We start from the raw sequence: 26,127 nt of genomic DNA, 5'->3' as shown, positions 1-26,127 counted from the left end.
AAGTGAAAGTGATGCTGAAACAGGTCGCGCCATCTGGCTGAAAAAACACTATATTGGTATGCATAAATTGGCATGAAACATGCAATTTTATCCGGTTGAAAAGCAATCGCGCAAAATATACGGTCTACTCGAGGATAATTATGAACAAGCAGATCATTGCTCTTTCTTTGGTACTGGCATTTTCCAGTGTTTCCACAGCTTTCGCCGCTATTCCGAAAAATGTACGTATTGGCACTGACCCAACTTACGCGCCGTTTGAGTCGAAAAACGCTCAAGGCGAATTAGTCGGTTTTGATATCGATTTGGCAAAAGAGCTCTGCAAACGCATCGAAACTAACTGTACCTTCGTGGAAAACCCACTGGATGCGCTGATCCCCTCGTTGAAAGCGAAAAAAATTGACGCGATTATGTCGTCGCTTTCCATTACTGAAAAACGCCAGCAAGAAATCGCCTTCACCGACAAACTCTACGCTGCGGATTCGCGTTTAGTGGTTGCGAAAGGTTCACCGATTCAACCAACCCTCCAGTCTCTGAAAGGTAAGCGTGTCGGTGTTCTGCAAGGTACCACACAAGAAACTTACGGTAATGAGCACTGGGCGCCGAAAGGCATCGAAATTGTTTCTTACCAGGGCCAGGACTCCATTTATGCTGACCTAACTGCTGGCCGAATTGACGCCGCATTCCAGGATGAAGTGGCCGCGAGCGAAGGCTTCCTGAAACAGCCTGTTGGCGCAAATTACCAGTTCGGTGGCCCATCAGTTAAAGATGACAAACTGTTTGGCGTTGGCACCGGTATGGGTCTGCGTAAAGACGATACCGAGTTACGCGAAGCACTGAACAAAGCATTTGCTGAAATGCGTAAAGATGGAACTTACGAGAAGTTAGCGAAGAAATACTTCGACTTCGATGTTTACGGTGGTTAACAGTCACCAGTGGTTAAACCTGCCCAACACGGGCAGGTTAAGTTTGTGCAGACACTGACGACAGGATACGCACCATGCTGTACGGTTTTTCAGAAGTCATTTTTAAAGGGGCGATCGTCACGCTGGAACTGGCGCTAAGCTCCGTTATCCTCGCCGTTATTATTGGCCTGGCGGGCGCTGGTGCCAAATTATCCAAAAATCGCCCGTTAGCCATGCTGTTTGAAGGTTATACCACGCTGATTCGTGGTGTGCCCGATCTGGTGCTGATGCTGCTGATTTTCTATGGCCTGCAAATGGCGCTCAATGTGTTAACCGACTCGCTTGGCGTCGCTCAGTTTGATATCGACCCCATGGTCGCCGGTATCATTACGCTCGGTTTTATCTATGGTGCCTATTTTACCGAAACTTTCCGCGGTGCTTTTATGGCGGTTCCGAGAGGGCATATTGAAGCCGCGACGGCCTTTGGTTTTACCGGTTCACAAACTTTCCGCCGCATTCTCTTCCCTGCCATGATGCGCTATGCGCTACCTGGGATTGGGAATAACTGGCAGGTCATTTTAAAAGCTACCGCGCTGGTCTCTTTGTTAGGGCTGGAAGATGTGGTGAAAGCCACGCAGCTCGCCGGGAAAAGCACCTGGCAGCCGTTCTACTTTGCGATTGTTGCCGGGATCATTTACCTGTTCTTTACCACGGTATCGAATGGTGTATTGCTCTGGCTTGAACGCCGTTACTCGGTTGGCGTGAAGAGGGCTGAGCTATGATGGAAATTTTCCACGAATACTGGAAAGCGTTACTGTGGACTGACGGCTATCGCTTCACCGGGGTGGCTATCACGCTGTGGCTGTTGATTTCCTCGGTGGTGATGGGCGGGATTATGGCGCTGTTTCTGGCCATTGGCCGCGTCTCAAGCAACAAATTTATCGCCTTCCCAATCTGGCTGTTTACCTATATTTTCCGTGGCACGCCGCTGTATGTGCAGTTGCTGGTGTTCTACTCCGGCATGTACACGCTGGAAGTGGTAAAAGGCACTGTGCTGCTCAATGAGTTTTTCCGCAGCGGCCTGAACTGTACTGTCCTCGCGCTGACGCTGAATACTTGTGCGTACACCACCGAAATTTTTGCCGGGGCTATCCGTGCTGTACCGCATGGTGAAATTGAAGCCGGGCGCGCATATGGTTTCTCGCCATTCAAAATGTATCGCTGCATTATTTTGCCTTCAGCGCTGCGTATCGCACTGCCTGCGTACAGCAACGAAGTGATTTTGATGCTGCACTCCACAGCACTGGCGTTTACCGCCACGGTGCCGGATCTCCTGAAGATCGCCCGTGATATCAACTCTGCCACCTACCAGCCGTTTACCGCTTTTGGGATTGCAGCAGTGCTGTATCTGTGTATTTCTTATGTGCTGATTAGATTGTTCCGCAAGGCTGAGCAACGCTGGTTGCAGCATATTAAACCAAGCTCAACACATTGAGTGTTCAATGATGACTGATAAAAAATTAAGCGTTACCGACCTGCATAAGCGTTATGGCCAACATGAAGTGCTGAAAGGGGTTTCTCTACAAGCCAATGCGGGCGATGTGATAAGTATTATTGGTTCATCAGGTTCAGGCAAAAGTACTTTTTTGCGTTGCATTAACTTCCTCGAAAAACCGAGTGAAGGGACGATTGTCGTCAATAACCAGAATATTAACCTGGTGCGCGATACCGACGGGCAATTGAAAGTCGCCGACAAAAACCAACTCCGCTTACTGCGCACACGTCTGACGATGGTATTCCAGCATTTCAACTTGTGGAGTCACATGACGGTGCTGGAAAACGTGATGGAAGCGCCGATTCAGGTGCTGGGCCTGAGCAAACAAGAAGCGAAAGAGCGTGCGATTAAGTATCTGGCGAAAGTGGGTATCGACGAGCGCCAGCAGGTGAAATATCCTGTGCATCTTTCTGGTGGTCAGCAGCAGCGTGTCTCCATCGCCCGCGCACTGGCGATGGAGCCCGAAGTGTTACTGTTCGATGAGCCAACTTCTGCGCTCGACCCTGAACTGGTAGGTGAAGTGCTGCGTATTATGCAGAAACTCGCCGAAGAGGGGAAAACCATGGTGGTGGTCACGCACGAGATGGATTTTGCGCGCCACGTTTCAAACCATGTGATTTTCTTGCATCAGGGTTTAATCGAAGAAGAGGGCACGCCAGAAGAGTTGTTTGGTAACCCGAAAAGCGCCCGTCTGCAGCAGTTCTTGTCGGGTTCGCTGAAGTAATTTCCCCTCTCCCTGGCTTTCTCCTTATCCTGGGGGAGAAGGCCGGGATGAGGGCATTTGTTACCGCACCAGATCCCCCAATGCTTCTTCAAGGTCATACCAACGGAAACCAAACCCGGACTCTTCAAGCCGCTTAGGCAACGCGCGTTGCCCGCCCAATACCAACACCGATGATTCACCCATCATCAATCTGACGGCTGTTGCAGGCGCTCGCACAAATGCCGGGCGATTCAGGACGTGGCCGAGAGCATGAGAGAACTGTTCGTTACGAACCGGATAGGGCGAAACCATGTTAAACGGCCCACGCAGGTCGTTATCCAACAGCCACAAAATACCGTTTACCATATCGTCGATATGAATCCACGCCAGATACTGCCGCCCGTCACCCATTGGCCCACCCAGACCTAAACGGAATATCGGCAGCAGTTTTGCCAGAATCCCGCCTTTGGGCGCTAACACTACGCCGGTACGCAGCAGGCTGACACGTGTCTGCTCGCTTTGCGCACCGCAGGCGATTTGCTCCCAACGGGCGCACAGCTTATGGGTAAATTCATTGTGTGGTGGTTCATCTTCGTTGACAACCACTTCACCGAGGTCACCGTAATATCCGGCGGCTGAGCCGGATATAAGCACTGATGGCGGCGTCTGGCTAGCTTTAAACAGCTCAACCAGGCGTTCGGTGATTTGCCAGCGGCTTTGGCACAAGCGCTGTTTTTGCGACTCGGTCCAGCGTTTGTCGGCAATCGGTTCGCCTGCAAGATTGATCACCGCATCGAACCCATCAAGATTCTGACGGTCGTTCAACCCTTTCCAGAATGTGACTTTGGGGTCAAAAAGCGTTCGCGCTTTGTCGGGATTTCTGGTGACGACCGTGACATCGTGCCCTAATTCCAGCAAGCGTGGTACCAGATGGCTGCCAATCAAGCCGGTTCCGCCGGTAATCAGTATCTGCATGCTCGTCTCCAGTTGTTTGCGCTTACTTGCGCCAACTCATGGTCATTGATACCGAGTCGGCATACCGCAGCGCGTGAAGTTTATCGATTTCTACCTCAGCATAAGATACCCACGGATGGTCGCATGCGATGTCGAGCACATCCTGAGTTAATTTTTCCAGTAATGAGAAGCGATGGTTCTCGACCAACTGGATGATTTGTTTGGTGATAGTGCGATAGTTGAGCGCGTCGTTGATGTCTTCACTGGCGCGGGCTTTGTCTGCCGGGTAATGAATAGCGACGTTAATAACAATATCCTGGCGATTGGCAATTTCTTCTTCCTTGATGCCAATGAAGGTGCGCAGGCGTAAATTTTTGATGCGGATAATCGCGTCTGGTTGTGGGGATGACATTGCAGGCGTGCTCCATTTAGTTATTTTCCTTCCAGACTATACCCAAATTAGAGGAGGAAAAAAATTGCGCCCGGGGTCAGGCGCACAAGGTTTAGTTTTGCTGCGCTTTTTCATACGCGCGTTCGGTTGCCGGGCGCGAGCGGATTCGCTCAAACCAGTTTTGAACGGCAGGGAAATGCGCCAGATTGATGCGCTGGCGCTCATGTGAAACGGTCCACGGATAAGTGGCGATATCGGCAATGCTGTATTCATTACCGCCCAGCCACGGGGTTTTCTCGAGCTGTTTATTGAGCACGCCATACAAACGTTGGGTTTCAACCTGGTAACGTTCGATGGCATACGGCACGGGCTGTGGGGCGAAGTGGTTAAAATGATGATTCTGCCCGAGCATCGGGCCAAACCCACCGACTTGCCAGAATAGCCATTGCAACGTGTGGGCGCGCTCGCGCAGGTCTTTGCTTAATAACTCATTGGTCTTTTCTGCCAGATAAAGCAGGATTTCACCTGATTCGAACAAGCTCAAAGGGCCACCGCCGTCAACGGGATGGTGGTCGATGATCGCCGGAATTTTATTGTTCGGGGAAATCGCTAAAAAAGCAGGCTGAAACTGATCTCCTTTGCCAATATCAATACGATGAATGGCGTACTCCAGACCCGTCTCTTCCAGAAATAGCGTGATTTTATGGCCGTTTGGTGTCGGTGCGTAGTAAAGATCAATCATGTCATTCCCATCCTGATAGCAGTATTTTTCTTAAACCTATGGAGTATAGACTTTTTGAAAAACTTGCCGGGTAGATGACTTTTGCTCAAGTGACAGATGCCATTTTCCACTATATGTTCAATAACCTGGGAAACGAAATGATGGGGATATTATGAGCCAGCCGACAATAACACTTTGGTCCGATGCGAATTTTTTTAGCCCGTACGTCATGTCCGTGTATGTTGCTCTGAAAGAGAAAGGCCTGAGTTTTAATCTGCAAACGGTTGATCTGAATAGTGGGCAAAACCAGCAACCGGGCTGGAAAGGGTACTCTCTTACGCGGCGCGTCCCGGCTATAGAAGTTGATGATTTTTTACTGAGCGAATCCTCGGCCATTACCGAATATCTTGAAGACCGTTTTGCACCACCGACCTGGGAGCGCATTTATCCGCATGACCTGGAAAAACGTGCCCGTGCCCGGCAAATCCAGGCATGGATCCGCAGCGATTTAATGCCGATTCGTGAAGAGCGCTCAACCGATGTGGTGTTCGCTGGCGTGAAGAAAGCGCCACTGACCGATAAAGGGCAGAACGCGGCTCAGAAACTCATCGCAACGGTAGAAAACCTGTTACCAGCCGGGCAGCAAAATCTTTTTGGTGAATGGTCGATTGCCGATACCGATCTGGCGTTGATGCTTAATCGCTTGATTCTCAATGGGGATAAAGTCCCTGAAAGGCTTGAAGAGTATGCAGCCTTCCAGTGGCAGCGCGCTTCAGTGCAGCGTTTTCTGGCACTTTCCGCAAAGCATTCTGGCTGATTAGCCCCATAATTCGCTATGATAATCCCGCTTATCATTAACAGGAATAGGGCTTTATGAAGCTGATGTTTGCCTCGGATATTCACGGCTCGTTACCTGCTACAGAGCAAGTGCTGGCCCATTTTGAGCGCAGTGGCGCTAAATGGCTGATATTACTGGGTGATATACTGAATCATGGGCCGCGAAATGCGCTACCGGTGGGCTACAATCCGGGCGCTGTTGCTGAGCGCTTCAATAGCATTGCGGACAGAATTATTGCGGTAAGGGGTAACTGTGACAGCGAAGTTGACCAAATGCTGCTCCATTTTCCGATTACGGCACCCTGGCAGCAAATACTGATGGCAGACCAACGTTTGTTTGTGACGCACGGTCACCTGTATAACCCGGATAAATTGCCGCCGCTGGCAGAAAATGATGTTTTGGTTTTTGGTCATACTCATCTTCCACTGGCTGAGAAGCAAGATACGGTCTATCTCTTTAATCCGGGCTCGGTGAGTATCCCTAAAGGCGGCTTTGAAGCGAGTTATGGCATGCTAAACGATGGTGTTCTGAGCGTTCACGCACTGAATAACACTGGGGTTATTGCACAGGTCGAGATTACCCCGTAACTTACCGTGAGTTGAACATCTAACGCGCCAAAGAGCGCCCTGAATAAGGTTTCCCCAATGGCGGAACAGAGTCATTTTGTTGGCATGGAATGGGTAGATATTGTCAATGAAGACAATGAAGTAATCGCGCAAGCAAGCCGCGAGCAAATGCGCGCGCAGCGTTTGCGCCATCGCGCGACTTATATCGTTGTGCATGACGGCATGGGTAAGATTTTGGTGCAACGTCGTACCGAGACTAAAGATTTTATGCCGGGCATGCTGGATGCTACCGCTGGTGGCGTAGTCCAGGCTGATGAGCAACTGCTGGACTCAGCACGTCGTGAAGCTGAAGAGGAGTTGGGTATTGCCGGTGTGCCATTAGCCGAGCATGGTCAGTTCTACTTTGAGGACACCAACTGCCGCGTATGGGGAAGCCTGTTTAGCTGCGTTTCTCATGGCCCGTTTGCGTTGCAGGAAGAAGAAGTCAGCGAAGTATGCTGGATGTCGCCGGAAGAGATTACAGCCCGCTGTGACGACTTTACGCCGGACTCTCTTAAAGCACTGGCGTTGTGGATGACCCGCAATGCGAAGAATGAATCTCAGCACGCTGCTGCGACTGAGTAATTCATCTCGCGTCAGCCCGCCCCGGAGAATGTTTATCCGGGGCGGGTATCTGTACTAAATCAGCACTCAATCAGTTATCCCGAATCGCCTTAGCGGTCTGCTGCAAAAGTTTATAACTTTCATAGCGGGCGTGGTGTGTCTGGCGATACGCCTCTTGCGGTTCAAATTGCCTGTCTAATTGCGTCATGGAGGCCATGGCCTCTTGTACGGTTGACGCCACTTTTCCGGCAACGGCTCCCAGAATGGCTGACCCCAGCAGTACCGGCTCGCTGCATTTTGTGGTGATGATCGGCAAATCGCAGGCATCTGCCAGCAACTGACGCACCAGCGGGTGCTGGCCTGCGCCACCGCTAATCACAATTTTATCGGTCTTTACGCCTTGCTGACGCTGCGCATCAACAATTTGGCGCAGGCCATAGCCAATCCCGCACAGCCCGGCGACATACAGGGCAATCAGGTTATCCAGGTCACGCTCCATACCTAACCCGGCAATAACAGCTTTAGCTTGCGGATCGGCAAACGGCGCGCGGTTGCCTAAAAACTCTGGCACCACATGCAGGCCGCGAGCCATTTCTATCGCGCGGGAAGGATCGGTGATTTTAGCCAGCGCCAAATCCGCAAGGTAAACCGGGAGCGGCACATCAAGCGCTTGCGCCTGTTTTTTGGCTTCCGCCGCCGCAGGATGGAAAGTGACAAGCTGATCGATTGCCGCACCCGCAGCACTTTGGCCGCCTTCGCTTAGCCACATTCCCGGAACCATTGCACTGTAGTACGGCCCCCAGACGCCTGGAATGTAAACGGGATCTTGCGTGGAAGTCATCGTGCAGGCGGAAGTACCAAACACCCACGCCAGATTATGCAAAGCGCCTTTGTCGACACCCGCAGTTCCGATGCCCCCGGCGTGGGCGTCAATCATGCCGATAGCAACAGGTGTCCCAACCAGTAAACCCATCTCGTCCGCTGCTGCGGCACTTAGGCCTTGGCCGCATGGCGTGCCCGGTTCTTTGATCTCCTGGCCGATTCGTAAAAAATCTTCCTGTGCCAGTTCATCAAGCCCAATGGTGCGGAAATAATCTGGATCCCAACGTTTTTCATGGGACAGATAGGTCCATTTGCAGGTCACGGTGCAGGTCGATCGTGCCAGATCGCCCGTGGAACGCCAGGTAAGAAAATCCGCCAGATCAAAGAATTGCCAGGCGTTGTCGTAAATCTCCCGACGATTCTCTTTCAGCCAGAGGATTTTTGGCGTTTCCATTTCCGGTGAAATTTTGCCGCCGACGTACTGTAAAACTGGATGCTGCGTCTGGTTAATGCGTTCGGCCTGTTCGGTGGCGCGGTGATCCATCCAGACAATAATATTGCGTTCGGCTTCGTTCGCATCATTTACGGGCAGCGGCGCGCCATCTTTCCCCAACACCACTAACGAACAGGTCGCATCAAAGCCAATGCCGCTGACGCTCGTAGGCAATACACCCGCAGCGCTTACTACTTCACGAATGGTCTGACACACGGCCCGCCAGATTTCATTGCTCGACTGCTCAACTTTTTTACCGGAGCTTCGAAACGTGGTGATCGGTTGCGTCGCATGGGCAAGTAAATGGCCTGAAAGATCGAAAATCCCGGCGCGCACGCTTCCGGATCCGACATCCACGCCGATAATGGTATTTTTCTCTACAGTTTCATTTCTCATCTTTGTCACCCGTTCCCCTGGGATTACAAATCCACGCTGTTTGGCAGAATGACCAAATCACGGACGGTCACATTTTTATTGCGGGTGACCATAAACAGCACGGACTCAGCGACTTCAATCGGCTGCATCAGGCTACCGTTTGCCAGCGCTTCTTCCATTTTTTCTTTCGGCCAGTCATCGAGCAGAGCGGTAACCACCGGGCCTGGCAACACTGCGCCCACACGCACACCATATTGCGCAACCTGGCGACGCGTTGAGTGAACAAATGCCTGCACGGCAAATTTTGAGGCGGTATAAATCGGCTCCCAAATCACAGGCACCACGCCTGCAATCGAACTGGTGAAGATGATATCACCCGATTTCTGTGCGATAAGATGAGGCAGAACTGCGCGAACACTGCGGAATGCGGCATTAATATTGAGATTGAGGACGCGATCCCAGACATCCGGATCGCCCTCAGCTATTGGGCCGCCAATATATGCCCCGGCGTTGGCATGGAAGATATCCAGGCGCCCGGCGAGTTTCAAAATGCCGTCGAGAATATTGTCGACCTGCTGTGGTTGCATTAAATCGACCACCAGCGGAAAGGCATTTTCACCCATTTCAGCGGTCAGTTTTTGCAGCTTTTCGCCGTCGCGGTCAATCAGCACAACTTTCGCGCCAGCAGCCAGTAAAGTTCTGGCACACTCAAGACCAATACCAGAAGCGGCACCGGTAATCGCAGCAACTTTTCCGTCAAGAGAGCTATTCATAGAGGGTACGGCGTTTTTCATTTTATAATCCTTTTCAGTGGGTCAGAATTTTGGGATGTAATCATTTTTGCTCAATCGATAGAGCAGATTTAGCACCAGATGAAATTTGCAGCAAGCATGATTAAAAACGGAGAGAAAAATTTGTGATACGCGCCAGGAAAACGAAGAAAATTACCATTTACGATTTGGCGGAACTGACAGGCGTTTCAGCGAGTGCGGTAAGCGCAATTCTGAACGGCAACTGGAAGAAGCGCCGGATCAGCGCAAAACTGGCGGAAAAGGTCACTCAAGTCGCGCAGGAGCAGGGCTACGCCGTGAACCGGCAGGCCAGTTTGCTGCGCAAAGAAAAATCGCGGGTTATTGGCATGATTGTGCCGAAATACGACAACCGTTATTTCGGTTCAATCGTTGAAAAATTTGAAGAGATGGCCCGTGAACGCGGTCTTTTCCCGATCATTACCTGCACCCGTCGTAACCCAGAACTGGAAATTGACGCCGTGCGCACCATGCTTTCGTGGCAGGTGGAATGGGTGATTGCCACCGGGGCGACCCGGCCTGATGAAATCTCCGAGCTATGCTCTCAGGCAGGCGTCCATACCTTAAACCTCGACTTACCTGGCACGCTGGCTCCGTCGGTTATTTCTGATAACTATGGCGGCGCAAAGCTACTTACCGAGCGTATTTTGCTCAATGCGGAAAAACGCCTTGGGCAAAAAATTTCGCTGACGTTTGTTGGTGGGCGGCGCAACGATCACAACACACGTGAACGCCTGCGTGGGTTTAGAGATGCCCATCAGGAAGCGGGGCTGGTGGTGTCAGCGAAGAACATTTATATCGATGGTTATTCGCCAAAACATGTTCAGGAGACGCTTGCGGAATTTACGCCGCCAGAAGATGGCCTCTACGGTTTGTTCGTTAACTCCACCATTTCACTGGAAGGTGTCGTCCAGTGGTTGTCTGCGCGAGGACAAACAGGCGAGAGACAGCCGCCGATGGGATGTTTTGACTGGGACCCGTTTGTGCCGCTGCTTGGGCATGATATTGATATGATCAGGCAGGATGTTCCGGCCATGCTGGAAGCGGCTTTTTCAATCATTGATTCGGGCGACACGAAGATTCAATGTATCGAAATTCCGCCCACGCTTAGTTGCGGAACACCATTGTAACCGCCTAATTAGCGGGTCAGCAGCCAGCGGGCAGTGTGTTCATCGGTGACCAGGCCGTTAATCCATTTGCCCTTGAGCGCTGAAAAAATCGCCGGGCGCTTATCTTCACCACAGGCCGCTGCAATGCGCGGGCAATCGCTGCGACGAATATCATAGCTGGTGATGAGATTGTTTATATCGCTCTCGACAACATCGCCGTTCTCATCAATAAAACGCCCCAAAACTTCGCCGATAGCACCTTGCCGCGTCAGCATTTCGAGCTGCTCAAAAGTAATAAACCCATCTTTGAAAATCGGGCTTTCCTGGTTGAGCGCGCCGATGCCGACAAAAATAACGTCCGCTTGCAGGGCGACATTTGAAACATTATTAAATAGGCGATTCGAACACCACATCTGGTGCTCAAGGGACGTTTGTGCGTAGCGTGGCGCGGGCCATTGGTAATAATTGGCCTGGATTTTACTTGCCAATAGCAAAGGCACATCGTCGTAATAGTTACATTTCCCGTCTGCATCCATGGCGCTGATTAACGCCACGCAGCGCGTGTTCGGGCTGTCGAAATCAATCCGCTTGATGGTCTTTTTCAACGTAAGCCCTGAGCCGATGCCGATAACTTTTTCGTTATCGCTGCGCAGGTATTTCTCCATCAGCTGATAACAGCCGAAGGAAACGCTGTCGAGCGTCATATCGCTGGTAAAGGCGGGTACCACATTGCATTCAATCAGGCCGTATTTTTCTTTCAGCATCTGGGCGTAATTCAGGCAACTGGCGACAGGGTGATTCAACCCAATAGAAACGATGCCTTCTTCTTTTGCAGCCGCTAGCAGGCGCTGAACGACCGGGCGTGAAGTACCAAGTTGGGTGGCTATCTCGCTCTGGTTTTGCCCGGCAATGTAGTACATCCACGCGGCGCGAACTTTCTGATCCAACCGTATATCTTCTTCAGTTATCAATTTATTCAGCACCTTAAGTTTTCCGGAGATGTTTAATATCCCCAGCGAATCCCTGCATTTTGGCGTGTGCAGGCGATGCAGGCAACTCTATTTTATTTGTTTTTGGTCATTTGTAATTTTTACGGTCATTTGCTCTTTTGTGACGTAAAGCTCTTAATTTGGTTAATTGTTCCATTACATTCTTCACCACAAACTGAAATGGAGAGCAACGTTATGGCTACGCAAAATACCTGGTTACACATTGGTCTGGGATCTTTTCACCGCGCTCATCAGGCCTGGTACTTACACCGCTTGATTGCGCAGGGTGATGCTCGCTGGCATATCGCCGCAGGTAACATCCGTAATGATGCAGAACATGTGGTTGCCGCACTCACCGCGCAAAAGGGCCGCTACGTGTTAGAAACCGTCAGCCCAGAAGGTGAGCGTGTATACGAAGAAATAACATCTATTCAGAAGTTGTTGCCATGGCAGGCTGATTTACAACCGCTGATTACAGAGGGCGCGAAGCCTGAAACGAAAGTGATCGCCTTTACCGTCACGGAAGGGGGTTACTACCTGAATACCACTCATCAATTAGAAGTGAATAACGCAGATTTAGCCTGTGATTTGCAGGGTGGTAATAAAACGATTTACGGCGTGATTACCCGCATTCTTGAGCAACGCATGGCCAACAATGCCGGACCGTTAACGCTGCTCAACTGCGATAACGTGCGTCACAACGGCGAACGCTTCCATGATGGTCTTGTTGAGTTCCTGACTCTGACCGGAAAGCAGGCGGTAATTGAATGGCTGAAGGCCAATGCTACTTGCCCGAATACCATGGTGGACCGTATCACTCCACGCCCGGCGGCAGATTTGCCGGCGCGTATTAAAGAGAAAACCGGTACTGACGACAAAGCTCCGGTGATGGGTGAAACCTTTATTCAGTGGGTCGTCGAAGACAATTTCCGCGATGTGCGCCCCGATCTGGAAGCGGTCGGCGTGGAGATGGTCGAATCGGTTATTCCTTACGAAGAGGCAAAAATCCGCATTCTTAACGCCTCCCACAGCTGCATTGCCTGGGCCGGAACACTGATGGGTAAACAGTTTATCCATGAAAGCACCCTGACCGACGCTATCTACGCTATTGCTGACCGCTATGTCACCGAAGATGTGATCCCAAGCCTTGGGAATAACGGCATCGATTTACCGACATACCGTGACGTGGTGCTCAAGCGCTTCACCAACCCGTATATCGAAGATACCAACCAGCGCGTCGCCGCCGATGGTTTCTCCAAAATCCCGGCGATGATTACCCCAACGATGCTTGAATGCTACCAGCGCGGTGCCGTCCCGCATGCCACGGCAATGTTGCCTGCGCTGTTCTTTGTCTATATGGAACAGTGGCACAAAGGCCAACTGCCTTATGAATACCAGGACGGCATTCTGGATGCCGACGCGGTTCATGCCATGTTTAACGCCGAAGACCCGATTGCGCTTTTTGCCAGCGACAAAGCCCTGTTTGGGGAATTAGCGACTCGTGATGATTTCGCCGCGCTGCTGCGTGAAAAAATTCAGGCTGTTTACACACTGATTCGCTAAGAGGTGAACCATGTATTTAGGCATCGATCTTGGAACTTCTGAAGTTAAGGCGCTGGTTATCAATGAAGATGGCGAGATAGTCACTAGCCACAGCGTGCCGCTGACCATTCAGCGGCCTCATCCACACTGGTCAGAACAAAGCCCTCAGGCATGGTGGGATGCCACCGATTATTTGATGACCACGCTTAAAGACAAATGTGAAAAGCATTGGTCTGCGATCAAAGCGGTCGGTCTTTCTGGGCAAATGCACGGCGCAGTGTTGCTCGACGCTGCGGGCGTGGTCATCCGTCCGGCGATTTTATGGAACGACACCCGCAGCGCACTTGAATGTGCTGAGCTGGAAGAGATCGCTCCAGAACTACATTCGATCGCCGGGAACCTCGCCATGCCTGGTTTCACCGCACCGAAACTGTTGTGGGTTCGCCGCCATGAACCTGAGAATTTCAAACGTATCGACACGGTTCTACTGCCGAAAGATTACCTGCGCTTTCGCATGACAGATAAAAAAATCTCTGACATGTCTGACTCCGCAGGCACGCTCTGGCTTGATGTGGCGAAACGCGACTGGTCCGACGCCCTGCTGGAAAAATGTGGGCTTTCAAGACGCAACATGCCTGCGCTGGTTGAAGGCTGCGAAGTATCCGCAACGCTTGCTCCAGAAATAGCGAAACGCTGGGGATTAAACCCGTCGGTAGTCGTAGCCGGTGGTGGGGGTGATAACGCAGTCAGTGCTATTGGCGTAGGGGCTGTAAGCCCAGGTGATGCGTTTATTTCTCTCGGTACTTCCGGGGTTTTATTTGTGGTGAATGAGGCTTATCGCCCGGCACCAGCTTCTGCCGTACACGCATTTTGCCACGTTTTGCCTGAACGCTGGCACCAGATGAGCGTGATGCTCAGTGCTGCAAGTTGCCTGCAATGGTTCTGCCGACTGGTGGGCGTAACTGAATTGGCATTACTGGAAGAAGTGGCGCAATTAAGCGACAGCGAAAAAGCTAACGCGCCGATGTTTTTACCTTATCTGTCTGGCGAACGAACGCCCCATAACGACCCGAATGCAAGAGGAATGTTCCACGGTCTGACCCATGCCAGCAATCGCGCCACTATGGGCTATGCCGTGCTGGAAGGTGTCAGTTTTGGTCTCGCCGATGGTCTGCGTGTGTTGCAGGAAAGTGGCACCCATATCGACCAATGTTCTTTAGTAGGTGGCGGTGCGCGTAGCCCGCTTTGGGCACAGTTACTGGCGGATGTCCTCAATATGCCCGTCGTGACACATAAGGGAGGGGAAACGGGTGGTGCACTCGGTGCTGCCCGGCTGGCATGCCTGGCTACAGGTAAAGATTTGGAAACGGTTTGCAAGAAACCAGAAATCTACCAGACATGGATTGCTCGCCCTGAGCAACACACGAGTTTGATGAAAAGATACACACAATTTAAGTCTCTATATCTGAACGATCTGCATTTTAGAACTCACTGATTTTTATAATAAAAAAACACCCCGGCGAAGGCCGGGGGATACCCTGTACACAAAAATGAGGTCACTATGTCTATTACTAATAAACAGTGGTTTGGGTTACCGCTACACCTGCTGTGGGGTTACATCGCTATTGCTGTGTTTATGACCGGAGACGGTTTTGAGCTGGCATTCTTATCCCACTACATCAAAGAGTTGGGATTCTCTCCCGCTCAAGCCTCTTTTGCCTTTACGCTTTATGGCCTTGCCGCAGCACTGTCTGCGTGGGTATCTGGCGTAGTTGCTGAAATTATTACACCGCAGAAAACCATGTTTATCGGTTTTGTGCTGTGGTGCGTATTCCATGTCCTTTTCCTGGTTTTTGGTCTGGGGCACGCAAACTATCCGCTGATCCTGCTGTTTTACGGAATCCGTGGGTTTGCTTACCCACTGTTCCTTTACTCTTTCATTGTGGTGATTATTCATAACGTTAAGAGTGAAAATGCCAGTTCAGCACTTGGCTGGTACTGGGCAGTATATTCCATCGGCATCGGTGTAGCGGGTAGCTATATTCCAAGTTTTACTATTCCACTTGTTGGGGAGTTAGGGACGTTATGGATGGCGCTGTTCTTCTGCCTGGCTGGCGGGTTGATAGCGATGATTTCGCTGCGTAAGGTACAGACCCCAACGCACATGCATAACCTGACCACCAAAGAGAAGTTCAATGAGCTAGGTCGTGCAATCACTTTGCTCTATACCAACCGCAGCATTATGTATTCGAGCATGGTTCGTATCATCAACACTCTTTCTTTATTCGGTTTTGCCGTGATTATGCCGCTGATGTTTGTGGACGAGCTGGGCTTTACGACATCTGAATGGTTACAGATATGGGCGGCGTTTTTCTTTACCACCATTTTCTCCAATATTTTCTGGGGTATCGTCGCGGAAAAGCTAGGTTGGATGCGCGTGGTGCGTTGGTTTGGATGTCTGGGTATGGCGGCATCAAGCCTGGCGTTTTACTACGTACCGCAATACTTTGGCCATAACTTCGGTATGGCGCTGATCCCGGCAATTGCTTTAGGTATTTTTGTGGCAGCGTTTGTGCCAATGGCGGCGGTATTCCCGGCGCTGGAGCCTCGCCACAAAGGGGCAGCGATTTCGGTTTACAACCTCTCTGCGGGCTTGTCCAACTTTCTGGCTCCGGCCATTGCGGTGGTGCTGCTGCCTTACTTCAGCACTATCGGCGTCGTTATTGCGTATACCACGCTTTATATTATCGCCTTCTTCCTTTGCCACTTTATCCGTGTCGAACAGCCAGGCTTTGAAAGCGCGGTTCGCGTCGCTGATGACGTGACGGTAAGGGCATCTTAATACATTACGGCTGGCGTGCTGCGCCAGCCTAATCCAAATGGAACAGCAATGAGCTTGCAAGCGATTATTTTTGATATGGATGGCGTCATTATTGATTCCGAAGGTTTTTGGCAGGATGCGCAAATCGAAATGCTGGCAGACCAGGGCGTTGCTATAACCGCCGCAGAATGCGAAGAACTCACCAAAGGAAAGCGCATTGATGAAATTGCGCGCATCTGGTGTGAAAAGCAATTTCTGACGGTTGAACCACAATGGCTTGAGAAACAAATCATTGCGCGAGTCTGTAATGCTATTCGGGAAAAAGGGATGGCAATGAATGGGTTATATCAGGTGTTAGAATGTTTTCATCGCAAGGGTTATCGCCTTGCGCTGGCAACGTCATCCAGCCCGGAAGTTATCGAGGCTGTATTTGATAAATTAGATCTCTGGCAATGGTTTGGCGTGATTTGTAGCGCTGATGAAGAGAGCTTTGGTAAACCGCATCCCGCCGTTTACCTGACCGTAATGCGAAAACTGGGCCTGCAAGCCGCTCAATGTCGGGTCATTGAAGACAGCCTTAATGGCTTTACCGCCGCCCGGCGGGCTGAGATTAAAACCTTTGTTGTTGCCCCTGATTGCCATGAACCAAAATTCGCTTCGGCAGCTGGGCATTACTCAACGCTAACTGAACTTAGTCATGCTCTAAATCTTCACAGCGAACCGGCGCTAAGAGCCAGTTGCTGACTAATACGGAAGCGCAGAAATCATCCAGGGGAGTGAACGGTCTGACATCCTGGTTTCTGCGCTTCCTTTCACTTTCTTAATCTAACGTCTGTCAGGCGCGCCCATGGGTTACGCGTGAACGTCTGGCCACGGAGTCGACGATGACGGCAATCGCAAGTACGCCGCCTGTAATCATATATCGCAGCGACGAAGGCAAATTAAGTAGCGTCAGCCCGTTAGAAATACACTGAATAACAATAATACCCAGCAGGGCGGAATAGGCGCTTCCTCGGCCGCCAAACAGACTCGTACCGCCAATAACCGCCGCCGCAATGGCGTTTAAATTGACATCTCCGGTACCGGCTTGTTGGCTGGCGGACGCCAGGCGTGATGCGGCAAGAATGCCGCCGGTGGTTGCCAGCACAGAGCAAATCATAAATGCACTAATATAAATACCGCGCACGTTAATACCTGAACGGCGAGCGGCTTCACGGTTGCCACCCACGGCAAACATCGACCGGCCCCATTTTGTTCTTTTGAGCGCGTAGTTAAGCACGACGACCACGAGGATAAACAAGCCGAAAACCCATGGCACACCGCGACCGATGTTGAGATAAAACACCATAAATTCAAAAACAGCGGTCATAAACAGACTGCGAGCCCACAAAGAGCTGAGCGGTTCGCAAGACAAATTTGCTGCGGCACGGCGTGTGCGGGTGCGAAAACCCTGGGCGAGCATCACGATACCGGGTAACAGCGCAAAAATATGCGCCATCCAACCGGGCATAACTAAGACCTGGCCGAAACGCACCAGCGGCGAAACATAGGGGAGGTTGATACTGCCTGATGGCCCGAGAATATAAAGTTGCATCCCGAGCAGCGCCAGAAGCCCGGCCAACGTCGCCACAAAACTCGGCATCCCTAAACGGCTGTAAAGCTCGGCATAAATCAGGCCAACCACTGCGCCAACCGCGAGTGCAACGGCGATAGCGCCAACTACGGACCAACCCTGATTCACCCACAGCACGCCAATAATTGCCGACGCCAGGCCGCTCATCGAACCGACCGAGAGATCGATCTCACCTAACAGCAATACACAAACAATCCCCAGCGAAATAAACCCGACGGTCGCACAGTCAAATAACATATTAACGAGATTATTCGGGGCCATATAAATCGGGTTGAGAAGGGTGAAAACAATCGAAATTATAATCAGCCCTAGCACCACGGGAATCATCCCTAAATCGCCCGTTTTAATCCGGGTAATATAAGCGCGCAGCAAGCCAAAGATATTATCCTGATGGTCGACGCGCTCATCGCTGCGATCTAACCGGGTTTCGGGAAGCAGTGGTTTATTGGTCGTCATCGCTTAATTCGCCCCCAACGTATGTTCGGTTGTTTTTCTTTCCACCCGACGTGAGACGGAATTTTCTGTCGCTCCGGTAATGGCCGCCACTAATTCCTGATTGGTAGATTCGGGTGTGAAAATGCCTTTATTGCGGCCCAGACGTAATACGACAATTCTGTCTGCGACGGCCCGCACATCTTCCATATTATGACTGATGATAATGACCCCCAGACCGCGCTCGCGAACGCGTTCAATCAGGTTAAGTACTTCGGCTGTTTGCGCCACGCCAAGTGCCGCAGTTGGTTCATCCAGCATGATGATTTTCGGGTTAAGCAGAAGCGAACGGGCAATCGCCACAGTTTGGCGCTGGCCGCCGGACAACGAAGCGACCGGCTCGCGTACCGAAGGAATGCGCGCAGCCAGCTCTTTTAAAAGCGTCCAGGCGCGGACTTCCATCGTCACTTCATCAAGCTGCCAGGCCGATAATTCGTGCCCGAGAAACAAATTCGCCACCACATCTAAATTTTCACATAACGCCAAATCCTGAAAGACGGTTGAAATACCATATTCCAGCGCCTTTCCTGGCGTATCGAGAGAGATTAATTCCCCCTCGAATTCAACCATGCCGGAAGTGGGTTGATGAACCCCCGCTAATATTTTTACTAGCGTTGATTTTCCCGCGCCGTTATCACCCACCAGGGCGACGACTTCCCCGGCGTAAACATCAAGATCAATATCGGTTAGCGCAGAAACTGCACCAAAGTTTTTAGAGATTTTACTTAATTTAAGCAGCGGCTTATCAGTGCGAGGCGCGAGGTCATTTTCAATTAACATAGCCAGAACCTTAATATCGTCAGTGCGTCCGTAAGAAGATTTACGGACGCATGAGTCGTGACTTAGTGAGTAATACCTAATTTCTTACAGGCCTCTTGATATTCACCCGTACAAACCTGTTCCGGGGTCTGGATTTTCTTATCAAAAATTTCTGCTTTGATATTTTTGGACGTAATAACTGCCGGGACAAATAGCTGCGAAGGCGTGTTATAGAGAGTCGAAGTCGCTTTCGGTGTCTGCCCGTTAATTAATTGCACGGCAACATTGGCGGCAGCCGCGGCGACAATTTCCGATGGTTTAGAAATAGTGTTGTATTGATCGCCTGCGATAATTAACTGTAGTGCGGCAATGGTCGCATCATTACCGGTAACCGGTGGAATCGGCTGCACGCCACCCGCTTTGAATGCGGCAATGGCACCGCCGCCAGTGCCGTCGTTTGCCGCCACAACGCCTTTAATCTGGTCACTAAAACGCGTGATTTGGCCTGCGGTCCACTCCTGCGCTTTTGGCGGAGCCCACTCTGGCGTGTCAAATTCTGCCAGTGTTTTATAGCCCGAGTCTTTAAGCCCACGATGAATACCATCGCGAATCAGACCCGCCGCGGCATCCGTCGGCGAACCGTTGATTTCAAGCACGCCTGCGCCTGCGGGAACGCCGGATGTTTTCATGTGCTCAACCAGCGATTTGGAAATGGCATATCCGATTCCTTCGTTATCAAACGAAATATAAAAATCGGCAGGTTTTGCGGGGATAGGGCGATCGTAGGCAATCACTTTGACGCCTTGGGAGTGCGCAATTTCTACCAGGCCCGCGGCGGCGGATGAATCAACAGGATCAAGCACAATGACTTTCGCACCCTGGGCAATCGCTGAGTTGAATTGCTGTTGTTGCAACGAGGCATTGGCGTTGGCGTTTTGGTAGATAACTTTGCACTGCTGGCAAATCTTATTTAGCTCGGTTTTAAAGCCGGGGAAATCATGTTGTTCGTAACGGGTCGAGGCCTGGTCAGGCATTAAAAAGGCGACGGTTGCCGCTTCCTGAGCATGAACTGCGCCAGTAAAACCTAATACGACCATAAGGGTTGCTTTGAACATAGTACGATATTGCATCTTTCTGCTCCTCGCTGATCCGAACACGATAATCGCCTCTGTACGGCATCGCTGAGGCGAAGGGTATGTTTTAACTTATTGCAATATAAGGTAAATTTCCTTTATCACTGTTTCACTCAAGAATTATGCTGAACATCCCCATCTTGCTACCGTGAAACCAGAAATTAAACTTTTATTTATCATCTGATTTACATTTGCTCAATCGGTGAAGCAGAATTGCCACTACTCATTTAGGTTGTCAAGATAACTCAGAAAAGCGATGTGATTTTTGTGATTAACAGCAGAATAGAAGAGTGGGGAGGGTACGACGATAAGCTGGATCGGGAGGGGTGAAAGATAATAAAAAAGGCCGCATATAAATGCGGCCTTTTTGCTTCTCAGAAGAACTTAGTCTTGTTGAGAAGACTGAATCGCAGTCAGAGCGATGGTGTAAACGATATCGTCTACCAGTGCGCCACGAGACAGGTCGTTGACTGGTTTACGCATACCTTGCAGCATTGGCCCGATGGAGATCAGGTCTGCTGAGCGCTGTACCGCTTTATAGGTGGTGTTACCGGTGTTCAGGTCTGGGAAGATGAACACGGTAGCGCGACCCGCAACCGGTGAGTTTGGCGCTTTAGATTTAGCAACGTCAGCCATAACTGCGGCGTCGTACTGCAACGGACCATCGATGACCAGGTCAGGACGTTTTTCTTGAGCAATACGTGTAGCTTCACGTACTTTCTCAACGTCGCTACCTGCACCAGAAGTGCCGGTGGAGTAGGACAGCATTGCAACGCGTGGATCGATACCGAATGCAGCAGCGGAATCCGCAGACTGAATAGCGATTTCTGCCAGTTGCTCAGCAGTTGGGTCCGGGTTGATCGCGCAGTCGCCGTAAACGTAAACCTGTTCTGGCAGCAGCATGAAGAACACAGAAGAAACCAAAGAGCTGCCTGGGGCAGTCTTGATCAGCTGCAATGGTGGACGAATGGTGTTCGCGGTAGTGTGAACAGCACCAGAAACCAGACCGTCAACTTCGTCTTGCTCAAGCATCAAAGTACCCAGCACAACGTTGTCTTCCAGTTGCTCACGCGCAACAGCTTCGGTCATGCCTTTGCTCTTACGCAGCTCAACCAGACGTGCAACGTAGCTTTCGCGAACCACTTCCGGGTCAACGATTTCGATGCCAGCACTCAGTTCAACGCCTTGCGCCGCAGCAACACGGGTGATTTCATCCGGGTTACCCAACAGTACGCAAGTTGCGATACCGCGTTCAGCACAGATAGATGCCGCTTTCACGGTACGTGGCTCTTCACCTTCTGGCAGAACAACACGTTTGCCCGCTTTACGTGCCAGCTCAGTGAGCTGATAACGGAATGCTGGAGGTGACAGACGACGGCTACGCTCAGAAGTTGCAGTCAGAGATTCGATCCAGTTTGCATCAATGTGGCTTGCCACATATTCCTGCACTTTCTCGATACGCTGATGGTCGTCAGTTGGGACTTCCAGGTTGAAGCTTTGCAGGCTCAGGGAAGTCTGCCAGGTGTTAGTGTCAACCATGAACAGCGGCAGGCCAGTTGCGAATGCACGCTCACACAGTTTGGTCACGCGTGGGTCCATTTCGTAACCACCGGTCAGCAGAACTGCACCGATATCTACACCGTTCATTGCGGCCAGGCACGCTGCAACCAGCACGTCTGGACGGTCTGCGGAAGTGACCAGCAGAGAACCCGGACGGAAGTGTTCCAGCATGTGCGGAATGCTACGCGCACAGAAGGTCACAGACTTCACGCGACGAGTTTTGATGTCGCCTTCGTTGATGATGGTTGCGTTCAGGTGACGCGCCATATCAATGGCGCGAGTAGCAATCAGATCAAAGCTCCATGGCACACAGCCCAGAACTGGCAGCGGGCTGTCGGCGAACAGTGCTTTAGGATCGATATTCGCGATGCTCGCTTTAGTGGAGTCATCAAAAATCTCGGACAGGTCAGGGCGAGTACGACCTTGCTCATCAACTGGGGCGTTCAGTTTGTTAATGATTACGCCAGTGATGTTGGTGTTCTTGCTGCCGCCAAAGCTGCTACGTGCCAGCTCGATGCGCTCTTTCATCTGCTCTGGGGAGTTGTTGCCCAGGGACATAACGAAGACGATTTCAGCATTCAGCGTTTTTGCGATTTCGTAGTTCAGAGACTGCGCAAACTGATGCTTGCGAGTAGGAACCAGACCTTCAACCAGAACCACTTCAGCGTCTTTGCTGCTGGCGTGGAAGTTGGCAATGATCTCTTCCATCAGCACGTCTTGTTGGTTGCTCGACAGCAGCGACTCAACGTGATTCATGTGCAGCGGCTCAGCCGTTGGGATGTTGGAGTTAGCACGCACGATGCTGGTGGTTTGATCTGGAGTATCGTCACCGGTACGCGGTTGGGCGATAGGTTTGAAAACGCTAAGGCGAACGCCTTTTTGTTCCATAGCACGGATAACACCAAGGCTGACGCTGGTCAGGCCGACGCTGGTTCCGGTAGGGATCAACATAATAGTACGGGACACGGTATAACCTCTTTGTATATACCCGGCATATTTCGGGTCGCAGAGGATTGCAGCAACTCGAATTATTTTGGGTATAGCCCTTTTCAGGGCTCAGAAAACAACACCGCCAGCGAAGGCTGGCGGTAAGGAGAATCAAGCGGTCAGGCGAGATGCATCCTGAGCGATAACCAGTTCTTCGTTAGTCGGAATGACCATCGCAGGAACGGTACCCTCTTTGTTGATGTAGCCTGATTTGCCGAAACGAGCAGCCAGGTTGCGTTCGTGGTCAACTTCAAAGCCCAGAACACCCAGTTTGCCCAGAGACAGTTCACGTACCATTGCAGCGTTTTCACCGATACCACCAGTGAAAACAACGCCGTCCAGACGACCTTCCATCAGTGCAGTGTAAGAACCGATGTATTTCGCCAGGCGATGGCAGAACACGTCCATTGCACGTTTAGCATCTTCTTTAGTGGTGTAGTTATCTTCAACATAACGGCAATCGCTGGTGACTTCAGTCAGACCCAGCAGGCCAGACTCTTTGGTCAGCATTTTGTTGATGTCATCAACGCTCATGCCCAGGGAGTCGTGCAGGTGGAAGATGATAGCTGGATCGATGTCACCAGAACGGGTGCCCATCACCAGACCTTCCAGCGGAGTCAGACCCATAGAGGTGTCAACACACTTGCCGTTACGGATAGCAGAAACAGAACCGCCGTTGCCCAGGTGGCAAGTGATCAGGTTAACTTCTTCCACTGGCTTGTTCAGCATTTTCGCGGCTTCTTGAGTCACATAGAAGTGGCTGGTGCCGTGTGCGCCGTAGCGACGAACACCGTGCTCTCTGTACAGGTTGTACGGCAGAGCATAAAGATAAGACTCTTCTGGCATGGTCTGATGGAACGCGGTGTCGAACACAGCAACGTTTTTATCAGCCAGTTTAGGGAAAGATTTCAGTGCTTCAGCAATACCGATCAGGTGTGCCGGGTTATGCAGTGGTGCAAAAGAAGCAGTATCTTTGATACCCTGAATCACGGTCTCGTCGATAACAACGGAGCTGGTGTACTTCTCGCCGCCGTGAACAACACGGTGGCCGATAGCGGTCAGCTGCTCGGACAATTCAGGTTTTTGTGCCAAAATGGTATTAACCATAAAGTTCAGAGCTTCGCTGTGAGCGGCGCCTGCACCCAAAGCCGCTTCTTGTTTACCGCCATCCATTTTCCACTTGATACGTGCTTCAGGAAGATGGAAACATTCGGCTAAACCAGAGAGGTACTCATCACCGTTTAAAGCATCAATAATTGCGAATTTCAGTGAAGAGCTACCGCAGTTCAGAACCAGTACTAGCTTACTCGACATGGAAGTACCTACTTTTATACGTGGCTAAAAAAACGTCATTTAGTCTCTCAGCGTAGCGCATGATGAGACAGACATTTATGATTAACGTCATGCCAGAAGCGTTTTTTTGGCATGACGAATAAATACTCTAGAGTTTACGCCATATTGCGTGATTTACCGGCAATAGCGAACTGAGCAAAAATTTGACAACCTGCGGTTTCCCTTCTACGGCCATCAAGGCCGGCACAGGATACCCGATTGCAGCAGCTAAAGACAAAATATTTTGAACCATGTAATTTAGAGTTGTTGTTTTGCACAAAAATTTTATTTTTTATATGTGAAGTTGAGGTAAAGCCATGTCGACACCCCTAAATAGCCATGTAAGCTGGTTTAGCCTGTTCAGCCGTGGACAACACTATTCGAAGACCTGGCCTGTCGATAAACGCCTCGCGCCTGTCTTCGTGGAAAACCGCGTCATTCGTGCCACGCGTTTTGCCGTCCGCTTTATGCCTCCGCTCGCTGTGTTTACGCTGACCTGGCAAATTGCGCTGGGCGGTCAACTCGGCCCTGCGGTAGCAACCGCTTTATTTGCTTGTAGTTTGCCAATGCAGGGACTTTGGTGGTTAGGCAAGCGTTCCGTGACACCACTGCCGCCGACAATCCTGAGCTGGTTCTATGAAGTTCGGGGCAAATTACAAGATGCCGGGCAGGCGCTAACGCCTATTGAAGGCAAGCCAGACTACCAGGCGTTGGCCGAGGTTCTGAAGCGTGCGTTTAAGCAGTTGGACAAAACATTTCTTGATGATTTGTAAAATCCCTGCCGTTACGCATATAAAGAAGGATATTTTTCGCAGAGTACTCAACTTTGCGCAACAGGAGCTAAGAAATGGAAATGACTAACGCCCAGCGTCTGATTTTATCTAATCAGTACAAAATGATGACCATGCTCGACCCGGACAACGCCGAGCGTTATCGTCGCCTGCAAACAATCATTGAGCGTGGCTATGGCCTGCAAATGCGCGAGTTGGATCGTGAGTTTGGGGAACTGACGGAAGAAACCTGCCGCACTGTTATCGATATTATGGAGATGTACCACGCGTTGCACGTCTCCTGGACTAACCTGAAAGACAATCAAGACATCGACGAACGCCGTGTGACGTTCCTCGGTTTTGATGCGGCCACTGAAGCCCGCTTCCTGGGTTATATTCGCTTTATGGTGAACATCGAAGGTCGTTATGCGCATTTTGATGCCGGTACTCATGGCTTCAACGCGCAGACACCTATGTGGGAAAAATATCAGCGTATGTTGAAAGTGTGGCATTCATGCCCACGCCAGTATCATTTAAGTGCGAACGAGATCGCGCAAATTATTAATGCCTGAGGGGAGATGCATTGTGAAGTGCAAAGGTTTCTTGTTTGATTTGGATGGGACTCTGGTTGACTCCCTGCCAGCAGTCGAGCGTGCATGGATTAACTGGGCAAAGCGATTCGATATTTCGCCACAAGAAGTATTGGCCTTCATTCACGGCAAACAGGCGATTACGTCTTTACGTCACTTTATGGCGGGCGCGTCTGAAGAAGAGATCCAGCAGGAGTTTTTGCGTCTTGAGAAAATCGAGTCTGAAGACACTGACGGTATCGTCGCCTTACCGGGTGCGGTTGAACTGCTGACTCATCTGAACGAAGCGGGTATTCCATGGGCGATTGTCACTTCCGGTTCTTTCCCAGTGGCCTCTGCTCGCCGTGCTGCGGGCGGACTGCCTGCGCCTGAAGTGCTTGTTACAGCAGAACGTGTCGCGCGTGGTAAGCCTGAGCCTGACGCCTACCTGCTCGGTGCGCAGTTATTAGGTTTCGAGCCTGAAGAGTGTGTCGTGGTGGAAGATGCACCTGCGGGTGTGTTATCCGGCCTTTCTGCGGGTTGCCATGTCATTGCGGTCAATGCGCCAGCCGATACGCCGCGCCTCGAGCATGTCGATTATGCTCTGCATTCGTTGACTGAGCTTCTGGTTCAGAAGTTGCCAGATGGCACAGTCGAAGTGCTTAGAAAACACTAAACACATGATTTAGCCCCGCGATA

At 51.0% G+C, this 26,127-nt stretch carries 26 protein-coding genes; 15 read left to right on the top strand and 11 right to left on the bottom strand.

All coding sequences use genetic code 11. The annotated features are described in order from the left end of the window. The first annotated feature begins 140 nt into the window (after positions 1-140). The 4 genes from hisJ to hisP all read left to right on the top strand — a co-directional run bounded on the left by hisJ (position 141) and on the right by hisP (position 3,181). A complete protein-coding gene (gene hisJ, locus M975_RS12740; RefSeq protein WP_034458847.1) occupies positions 141-923 on the top strand; it encodes a histidine ABC transporter substrate-binding protein HisJ in 783 nt (260 codons plus the stop codon). Positions 924-997: 74 nt separating this feature from the next. After that, positions 998-1,684, top strand: coding sequence for a histidine ABC transporter permease HisQ (locus M975_RS12735; RefSeq protein WP_064559935.1), 687 nt, complete (start codon positions 998-1,000; stop codon positions 1,682-1,684). Further along, a complete protein-coding gene (locus M975_RS12730; RefSeq protein WP_064559933.1) occupies positions 1,681-2,397 on the top strand; it encodes an ABC transporter permease in 717 nt (238 codons plus the stop codon). The genes M975_RS12735 and M975_RS12730 overlap by 4 nt, the downstream gene beginning before the upstream one ends. Positions 2,398-2,407: 10 nt before the next feature. Continuing rightward, positions 2,408-3,181, top strand: coding sequence for a histidine ABC transporter ATP-binding protein HisP (gene hisP / locus M975_RS12725; RefSeq protein WP_064560078.1), 774 nt, complete (start codon positions 2,408-2,410; stop codon positions 3,179-3,181). Between the two features lie 60 nt (positions 3,182-3,241). Here hisP and M975_RS12720 read toward each other — a convergent pair whose 3' ends face one another. From M975_RS12720 to yfcG, 3 genes are all read right to left on the bottom strand, one after another. After that, positions 3,242-4,135, bottom strand: a complete 894-nt coding sequence (locus M975_RS12720; protein WP_064559932.1) for a TIGR01777 family oxidoreductase — start codon at positions 4,133-4,135, stop codon at positions 3,242-3,244. A 22-nt stretch (positions 4,136-4,157) separates the two neighbouring features. Then, positions 4,158-4,526: a dihydroneopterin triphosphate 2'-epimerase gene (folX, locus tag M975_RS12715; protein ID WP_064559931.1), complete on the bottom strand. Its 369-nt coding sequence runs from the start codon at positions 4,524-4,526 to the stop codon at positions 4,158-4,160. A 91-nt stretch (positions 4,527-4,617) separates the two neighbouring features. Next, positions 4,618-5,247, bottom strand: coding sequence for a GSH-dependent disulfide bond oxidoreductase (yfcG, locus tag M975_RS12710; RefSeq protein ID WP_064559930.1), 630 nt, complete (start codon positions 5,245-5,247; stop codon positions 4,618-4,620). Positions 5,248-5,398: 151 nt separating this feature from the next. Here yfcG and yfcF point away from each other — a divergent pair, with 151 nt between their 5' ends. Genes yfcF through yfcD form a run of 3 tightly spaced genes read left to right on the top strand, consistent with a single transcriptional unit; the run spans position 5,399 to position 7,254 of the window. Beyond that, positions 5,399-6,043: a glutathione transferase gene (gene yfcF / locus M975_RS12705; protein WP_064559929.1), complete on the top strand. Its 645-nt coding sequence runs from the start codon at positions 5,399-5,401 to the stop codon at positions 6,041-6,043. Between the two features lie 56 nt (positions 6,044-6,099). Continuing rightward, entirely contained in the window at positions 6,100-6,651 is a 552-nt protein-coding gene (yfcE, locus tag M975_RS12700) for a phosphodiesterase (protein WP_064559927.1), read from the top strand. Positions 6,652-6,708: 57 nt separating this feature from the next. Continuing rightward, the gene (gene yfcD / locus M975_RS12695; RefSeq protein WP_064559925.1) at positions 6,709-7,254 is read left to right on the top strand and encodes an NUDIX hydrolase YfcD; all 546 of its coding nucleotides are present in this window, start codon (positions 6,709-6,711) and stop codon (positions 7,252-7,254) included. Between the two features lie 70 nt (positions 7,255-7,324). Here yfcD and M975_RS12690 read toward each other — a convergent pair whose 3' ends face one another. Both M975_RS12690 and M975_RS12685 read right to left on the bottom strand, forming a co-directional pair. Next, positions 7,325-8,944 (bottom strand): FGGY-family carbohydrate kinase, encoded by a 1,620-nt coding sequence (locus M975_RS12690; protein ID WP_064512720.1) that lies wholly within the window; start codon positions 8,942-8,944, stop codon positions 7,325-7,327. Positions 8,945-8,967: 23 nt separating this feature from the next. Next, positions 8,968-9,717 (bottom strand): SDR family oxidoreductase, encoded by a 750-nt coding sequence (locus M975_RS12685; RefSeq protein ID WP_166671975.1) that lies wholly within the window; start codon positions 9,715-9,717, stop codon positions 8,968-8,970. A gap of 122 nt (positions 9,718-9,839) precedes the next feature. Here M975_RS12685 and M975_RS12680 point away from each other — a divergent pair, with 122 nt between their 5' ends. Next, positions 9,840-10,862 (top strand): LacI family DNA-binding transcriptional regulator, encoded by a 1,023-nt coding sequence (locus M975_RS12680; RefSeq protein ID WP_064512717.1) that lies wholly within the window; start codon positions 9,840-9,842, stop codon positions 10,860-10,862. Positions 10,863-10,870: 8 nt separating this feature from the next. Here M975_RS12680 and M975_RS12675 read toward each other — a convergent pair whose 3' ends face one another. After that, positions 10,871-11,812: a sugar-binding transcriptional regulator gene (locus M975_RS12675; RefSeq protein WP_134185143.1), complete on the bottom strand. Its 942-nt coding sequence runs from the start codon at positions 11,810-11,812 to the stop codon at positions 10,871-10,873. A gap of 213 nt (positions 11,813-12,025) precedes the next feature. Here M975_RS12675 and dalD point away from each other — a divergent pair, with 213 nt between their 5' ends. From dalD to M975_RS12655, 4 genes are all read left to right on the top strand, one after another. Further along, positions 12,026-13,393, top strand: coding sequence for a D-arabinitol 4-dehydrogenase (dalD, locus tag M975_RS12670; RefSeq protein WP_064512715.1), 1,368 nt, complete (start codon positions 12,026-12,028; stop codon positions 13,391-13,393). A 10-nt stretch (positions 13,394-13,403) separates the two neighbouring features. Then, positions 13,404-14,867 carry a xylulokinase gene (gene xylB, locus M975_RS12665; protein ID WP_064559923.1) on the top strand — a complete coding sequence of 488 codons (1,464 nt, stop codon included), beginning with the start codon at positions 13,404-13,406 and terminating at the stop codon, positions 14,865-14,867. Positions 14,868-14,933: 66 nt separating this feature from the next. Further along, positions 14,934-16,214, top strand: a complete 1,281-nt coding sequence (locus M975_RS12660; RefSeq protein ID WP_064512710.1) for an RbtT/DalT/CsbX family MFS transporter — start codon at positions 14,934-14,936, stop codon at positions 16,212-16,214. 48 nt (positions 16,215-16,262) lie between these two features. Next, entirely contained in the window at positions 16,263-16,937 is a 675-nt protein-coding gene (locus tag M975_RS12655; RefSeq protein WP_064512708.1) for an HAD family hydrolase, read from the top strand. 91 nt (positions 16,938-17,028) lie between these two features. Here M975_RS12655 and M975_RS12650 read toward each other — a convergent pair whose 3' ends face one another. From M975_RS12650 to ackA, 5 genes are all read right to left on the bottom strand, one after another. After that, positions 17,029-18,282, bottom strand: coding sequence for a sugar ABC transporter permease (locus M975_RS12650; protein WP_064512706.1), 1,254 nt, complete (start codon positions 18,280-18,282; stop codon positions 17,029-17,031). A 3-nt stretch (positions 18,283-18,285) separates the two neighbouring features. Then, on the bottom strand, positions 18,286-19,098 hold the full coding sequence (locus tag M975_RS12645) for an ATP-binding cassette domain-containing protein (RefSeq protein WP_064559921.1): 813 nt from the start codon (positions 19,096-19,098) through the stop codon (positions 18,286-18,288). 62 nt (positions 19,099-19,160) lie between these two features. Further along, on the bottom strand, positions 19,161-20,207 hold the full coding sequence (locus M975_RS12640; RefSeq protein ID WP_064512701.1) for an ABC transporter substrate-binding protein: 1,047 nt from the start codon (positions 20,205-20,207) through the stop codon (positions 19,161-19,163). A gap of 387 nt (positions 20,208-20,594) precedes the next feature. Next, entirely contained in the window at positions 20,595-22,736 is a 2,142-nt protein-coding gene (gene pta, locus M975_RS12635; protein ID WP_064512699.1) for a phosphate acetyltransferase, read from the bottom strand. 132 nt (positions 22,737-22,868) lie between these two features. After that, entirely contained in the window at positions 22,869-24,071 is a 1,203-nt protein-coding gene (ackA, locus tag M975_RS12630) for an acetate kinase (RefSeq protein WP_064559919.1), read from the bottom strand. 335 nt (positions 24,072-24,406) lie between these two features. Here ackA and yfbV point away from each other — a divergent pair, with 335 nt between their 5' ends. The 3 genes from yfbV to M975_RS12615 all read left to right on the top strand — a co-directional run bounded on the left by yfbV (position 24,407) and on the right by M975_RS12615 (position 26,104). Next, complete coding sequence (yfbV, locus tag M975_RS12625; RefSeq protein WP_064559917.1) at positions 24,407-24,862, top strand: terminus macrodomain insulation protein YfbV; 456 nt, start codon at positions 24,407-24,409, stop codon at positions 24,860-24,862. A gap of 74 nt (positions 24,863-24,936) precedes the next feature. Beyond that, positions 24,937-25,431, top strand: a complete 495-nt coding sequence (locus M975_RS12620; RefSeq protein WP_064559915.1) for a YfbU family protein — start codon at positions 24,937-24,939, stop codon at positions 25,429-25,431. After that, positions 25,424-26,104, top strand: a complete 681-nt coding sequence (locus tag M975_RS12615; protein WP_157093377.1) for a sugar phosphatase — start codon at positions 25,424-25,426, stop codon at positions 26,102-26,104. Before M975_RS12620 ends, M975_RS12615 begins: the two co-directional genes overlap by 8 nt. Positions 26,105-26,127: the final 23 nt, after the last annotated feature.

Source organism: Buttiauxella brennerae ATCC 51605 (genome assembly GCF_001654925.1).
Classification (GTDB): domain Bacteria; phylum Pseudomonadota; class Gammaproteobacteria; order Enterobacterales; family Enterobacteriaceae; genus Buttiauxella; species Buttiauxella brennerae.
The sequence above is the reverse complement of the archived record's forward strand: the minus strand, read 5'-3'. Positions and strand labels throughout refer to the sequence as shown.

Bases quoted from the DNA above. Each gene is read 5' to 3' on its own strand.
- hisJ (WP_034458847.1), top strand. From the start codon at position 141: ATGAACAAGCAGATCATTGCTCTTTCTTTGGTACTGGCATTTTCCAGT.
- M975_RS12730 (WP_064559933.1), top strand. From the start codon at position 1,681: ATGATGGAAATTTTCCACGAATACTGGAAAGCGTTACTGTGGACTGAC.
- M975_RS12655 (WP_064512708.1), top strand. From the start codon at position 16,263: ATGAGCTTGCAAGCGATTATTTTTGATATGGATGGCGTCATTATTGAT.
- yfcG (WP_064559930.1), bottom strand. From the start codon at position 5,247: ATGATTGATCTTTACTACGCACCGACACCAAACGGCCATAAAATCACG.
- M975_RS12640 (WP_064512701.1), bottom strand. From the start codon at position 20,207: ATGCAATATCGTACTATGTTCAAAGCAACCCTTATGGTCGTATTAGGT.
- yfcF (WP_064559929.1), top strand. From the start codon at position 5,399: ATGAGCCAGCCGACAATAACACTTTGGTCCGATGCGAATTTTTTTAGC.
- hisP (WP_064560078.1), top strand. From the start codon at position 2,408: ATGACTGATAAAAAATTAAGCGTTACCGACCTGCATAAGCGTTATGGC.
- yfbV (WP_064559917.1), top strand. From the start codon at position 24,407: ATGTCGACACCCCTAAATAGCCATGTAAGCTGGTTTAGCCTGTTCAGC.
- yfcE (WP_064559927.1), top strand. From the start codon at position 6,100: ATGAAGCTGATGTTTGCCTCGGATATTCACGGCTCGTTACCTGCTACA.
- M975_RS12650 (WP_064512706.1), bottom strand. From the start codon at position 18,282: ATGACGACCAATAAACCACTGCTTCCCGAAACCCGGTTAGATCGCAGC.
- dalD (WP_064512715.1), top strand. From the start codon at position 12,026: ATGGCTACGCAAAATACCTGGTTACACATTGGTCTGGGATCTTTTCAC.
- M975_RS12720 (WP_064559932.1), bottom strand. From the start codon at position 4,135: ATGCAGATACTGATTACCGGCGGAACCGGCTTGATTGGCAGCCATCTG.
- M975_RS12685 (WP_166671975.1), bottom strand. From the start codon at position 9,717: ATGAAAAACGCCGTACCCTCTATGAATAGCTCTCTTGACGGAAAAGTT.
- M975_RS12620 (WP_064559915.1), top strand. From the start codon at position 24,937: ATGGAAATGACTAACGCCCAGCGTCTGATTTTATCTAATCAGTACAAA.
- yfcD (WP_064559925.1), top strand. From the start codon at position 6,709: ATGGCGGAACAGAGTCATTTTGTTGGCATGGAATGGGTAGATATTGTC.
- ackA (WP_064559919.1), bottom strand. From the start codon at position 24,071: ATGTCGAGTAAGCTAGTACTGGTTCTGAACTGCGGTAGCTCTTCACTG.
- folX (WP_064559931.1), bottom strand. From the start codon at position 4,526: ATGTCATCCCCACAACCAGACGCGATTATCCGCATCAAAAATTTACGC.
- M975_RS12645 (WP_064559921.1), bottom strand. From the start codon at position 19,098: ATGTTAATTGAAAATGACCTCGCGCCTCGCACTGATAAGCCGCTGCTT.
- M975_RS12690 (WP_064512720.1), bottom strand. From the start codon at position 8,944: ATGAGAAATGAAACTGTAGAGAAAAATACCATTATCGGCGTGGATGTC.
- M975_RS12660 (WP_064512710.1), top strand. From the start codon at position 14,934: ATGTCTATTACTAATAAACAGTGGTTTGGGTTACCGCTACACCTGCTG.
- M975_RS12735 (WP_064559935.1), top strand. From the start codon at position 998: ATGCTGTACGGTTTTTCAGAAGTCATTTTTAAAGGGGCGATCGTCACG.
- xylB (WP_064559923.1), top strand. From the start codon at position 13,404: ATGTATTTAGGCATCGATCTTGGAACTTCTGAAGTTAAGGCGCTGGTT.
- M975_RS12615 (WP_157093377.1), top strand. From the start codon at position 25,424: ATGCCTGAGGGGAGATGCATTGTGAAGTGCAAAGGTTTCTTGTTTGAT.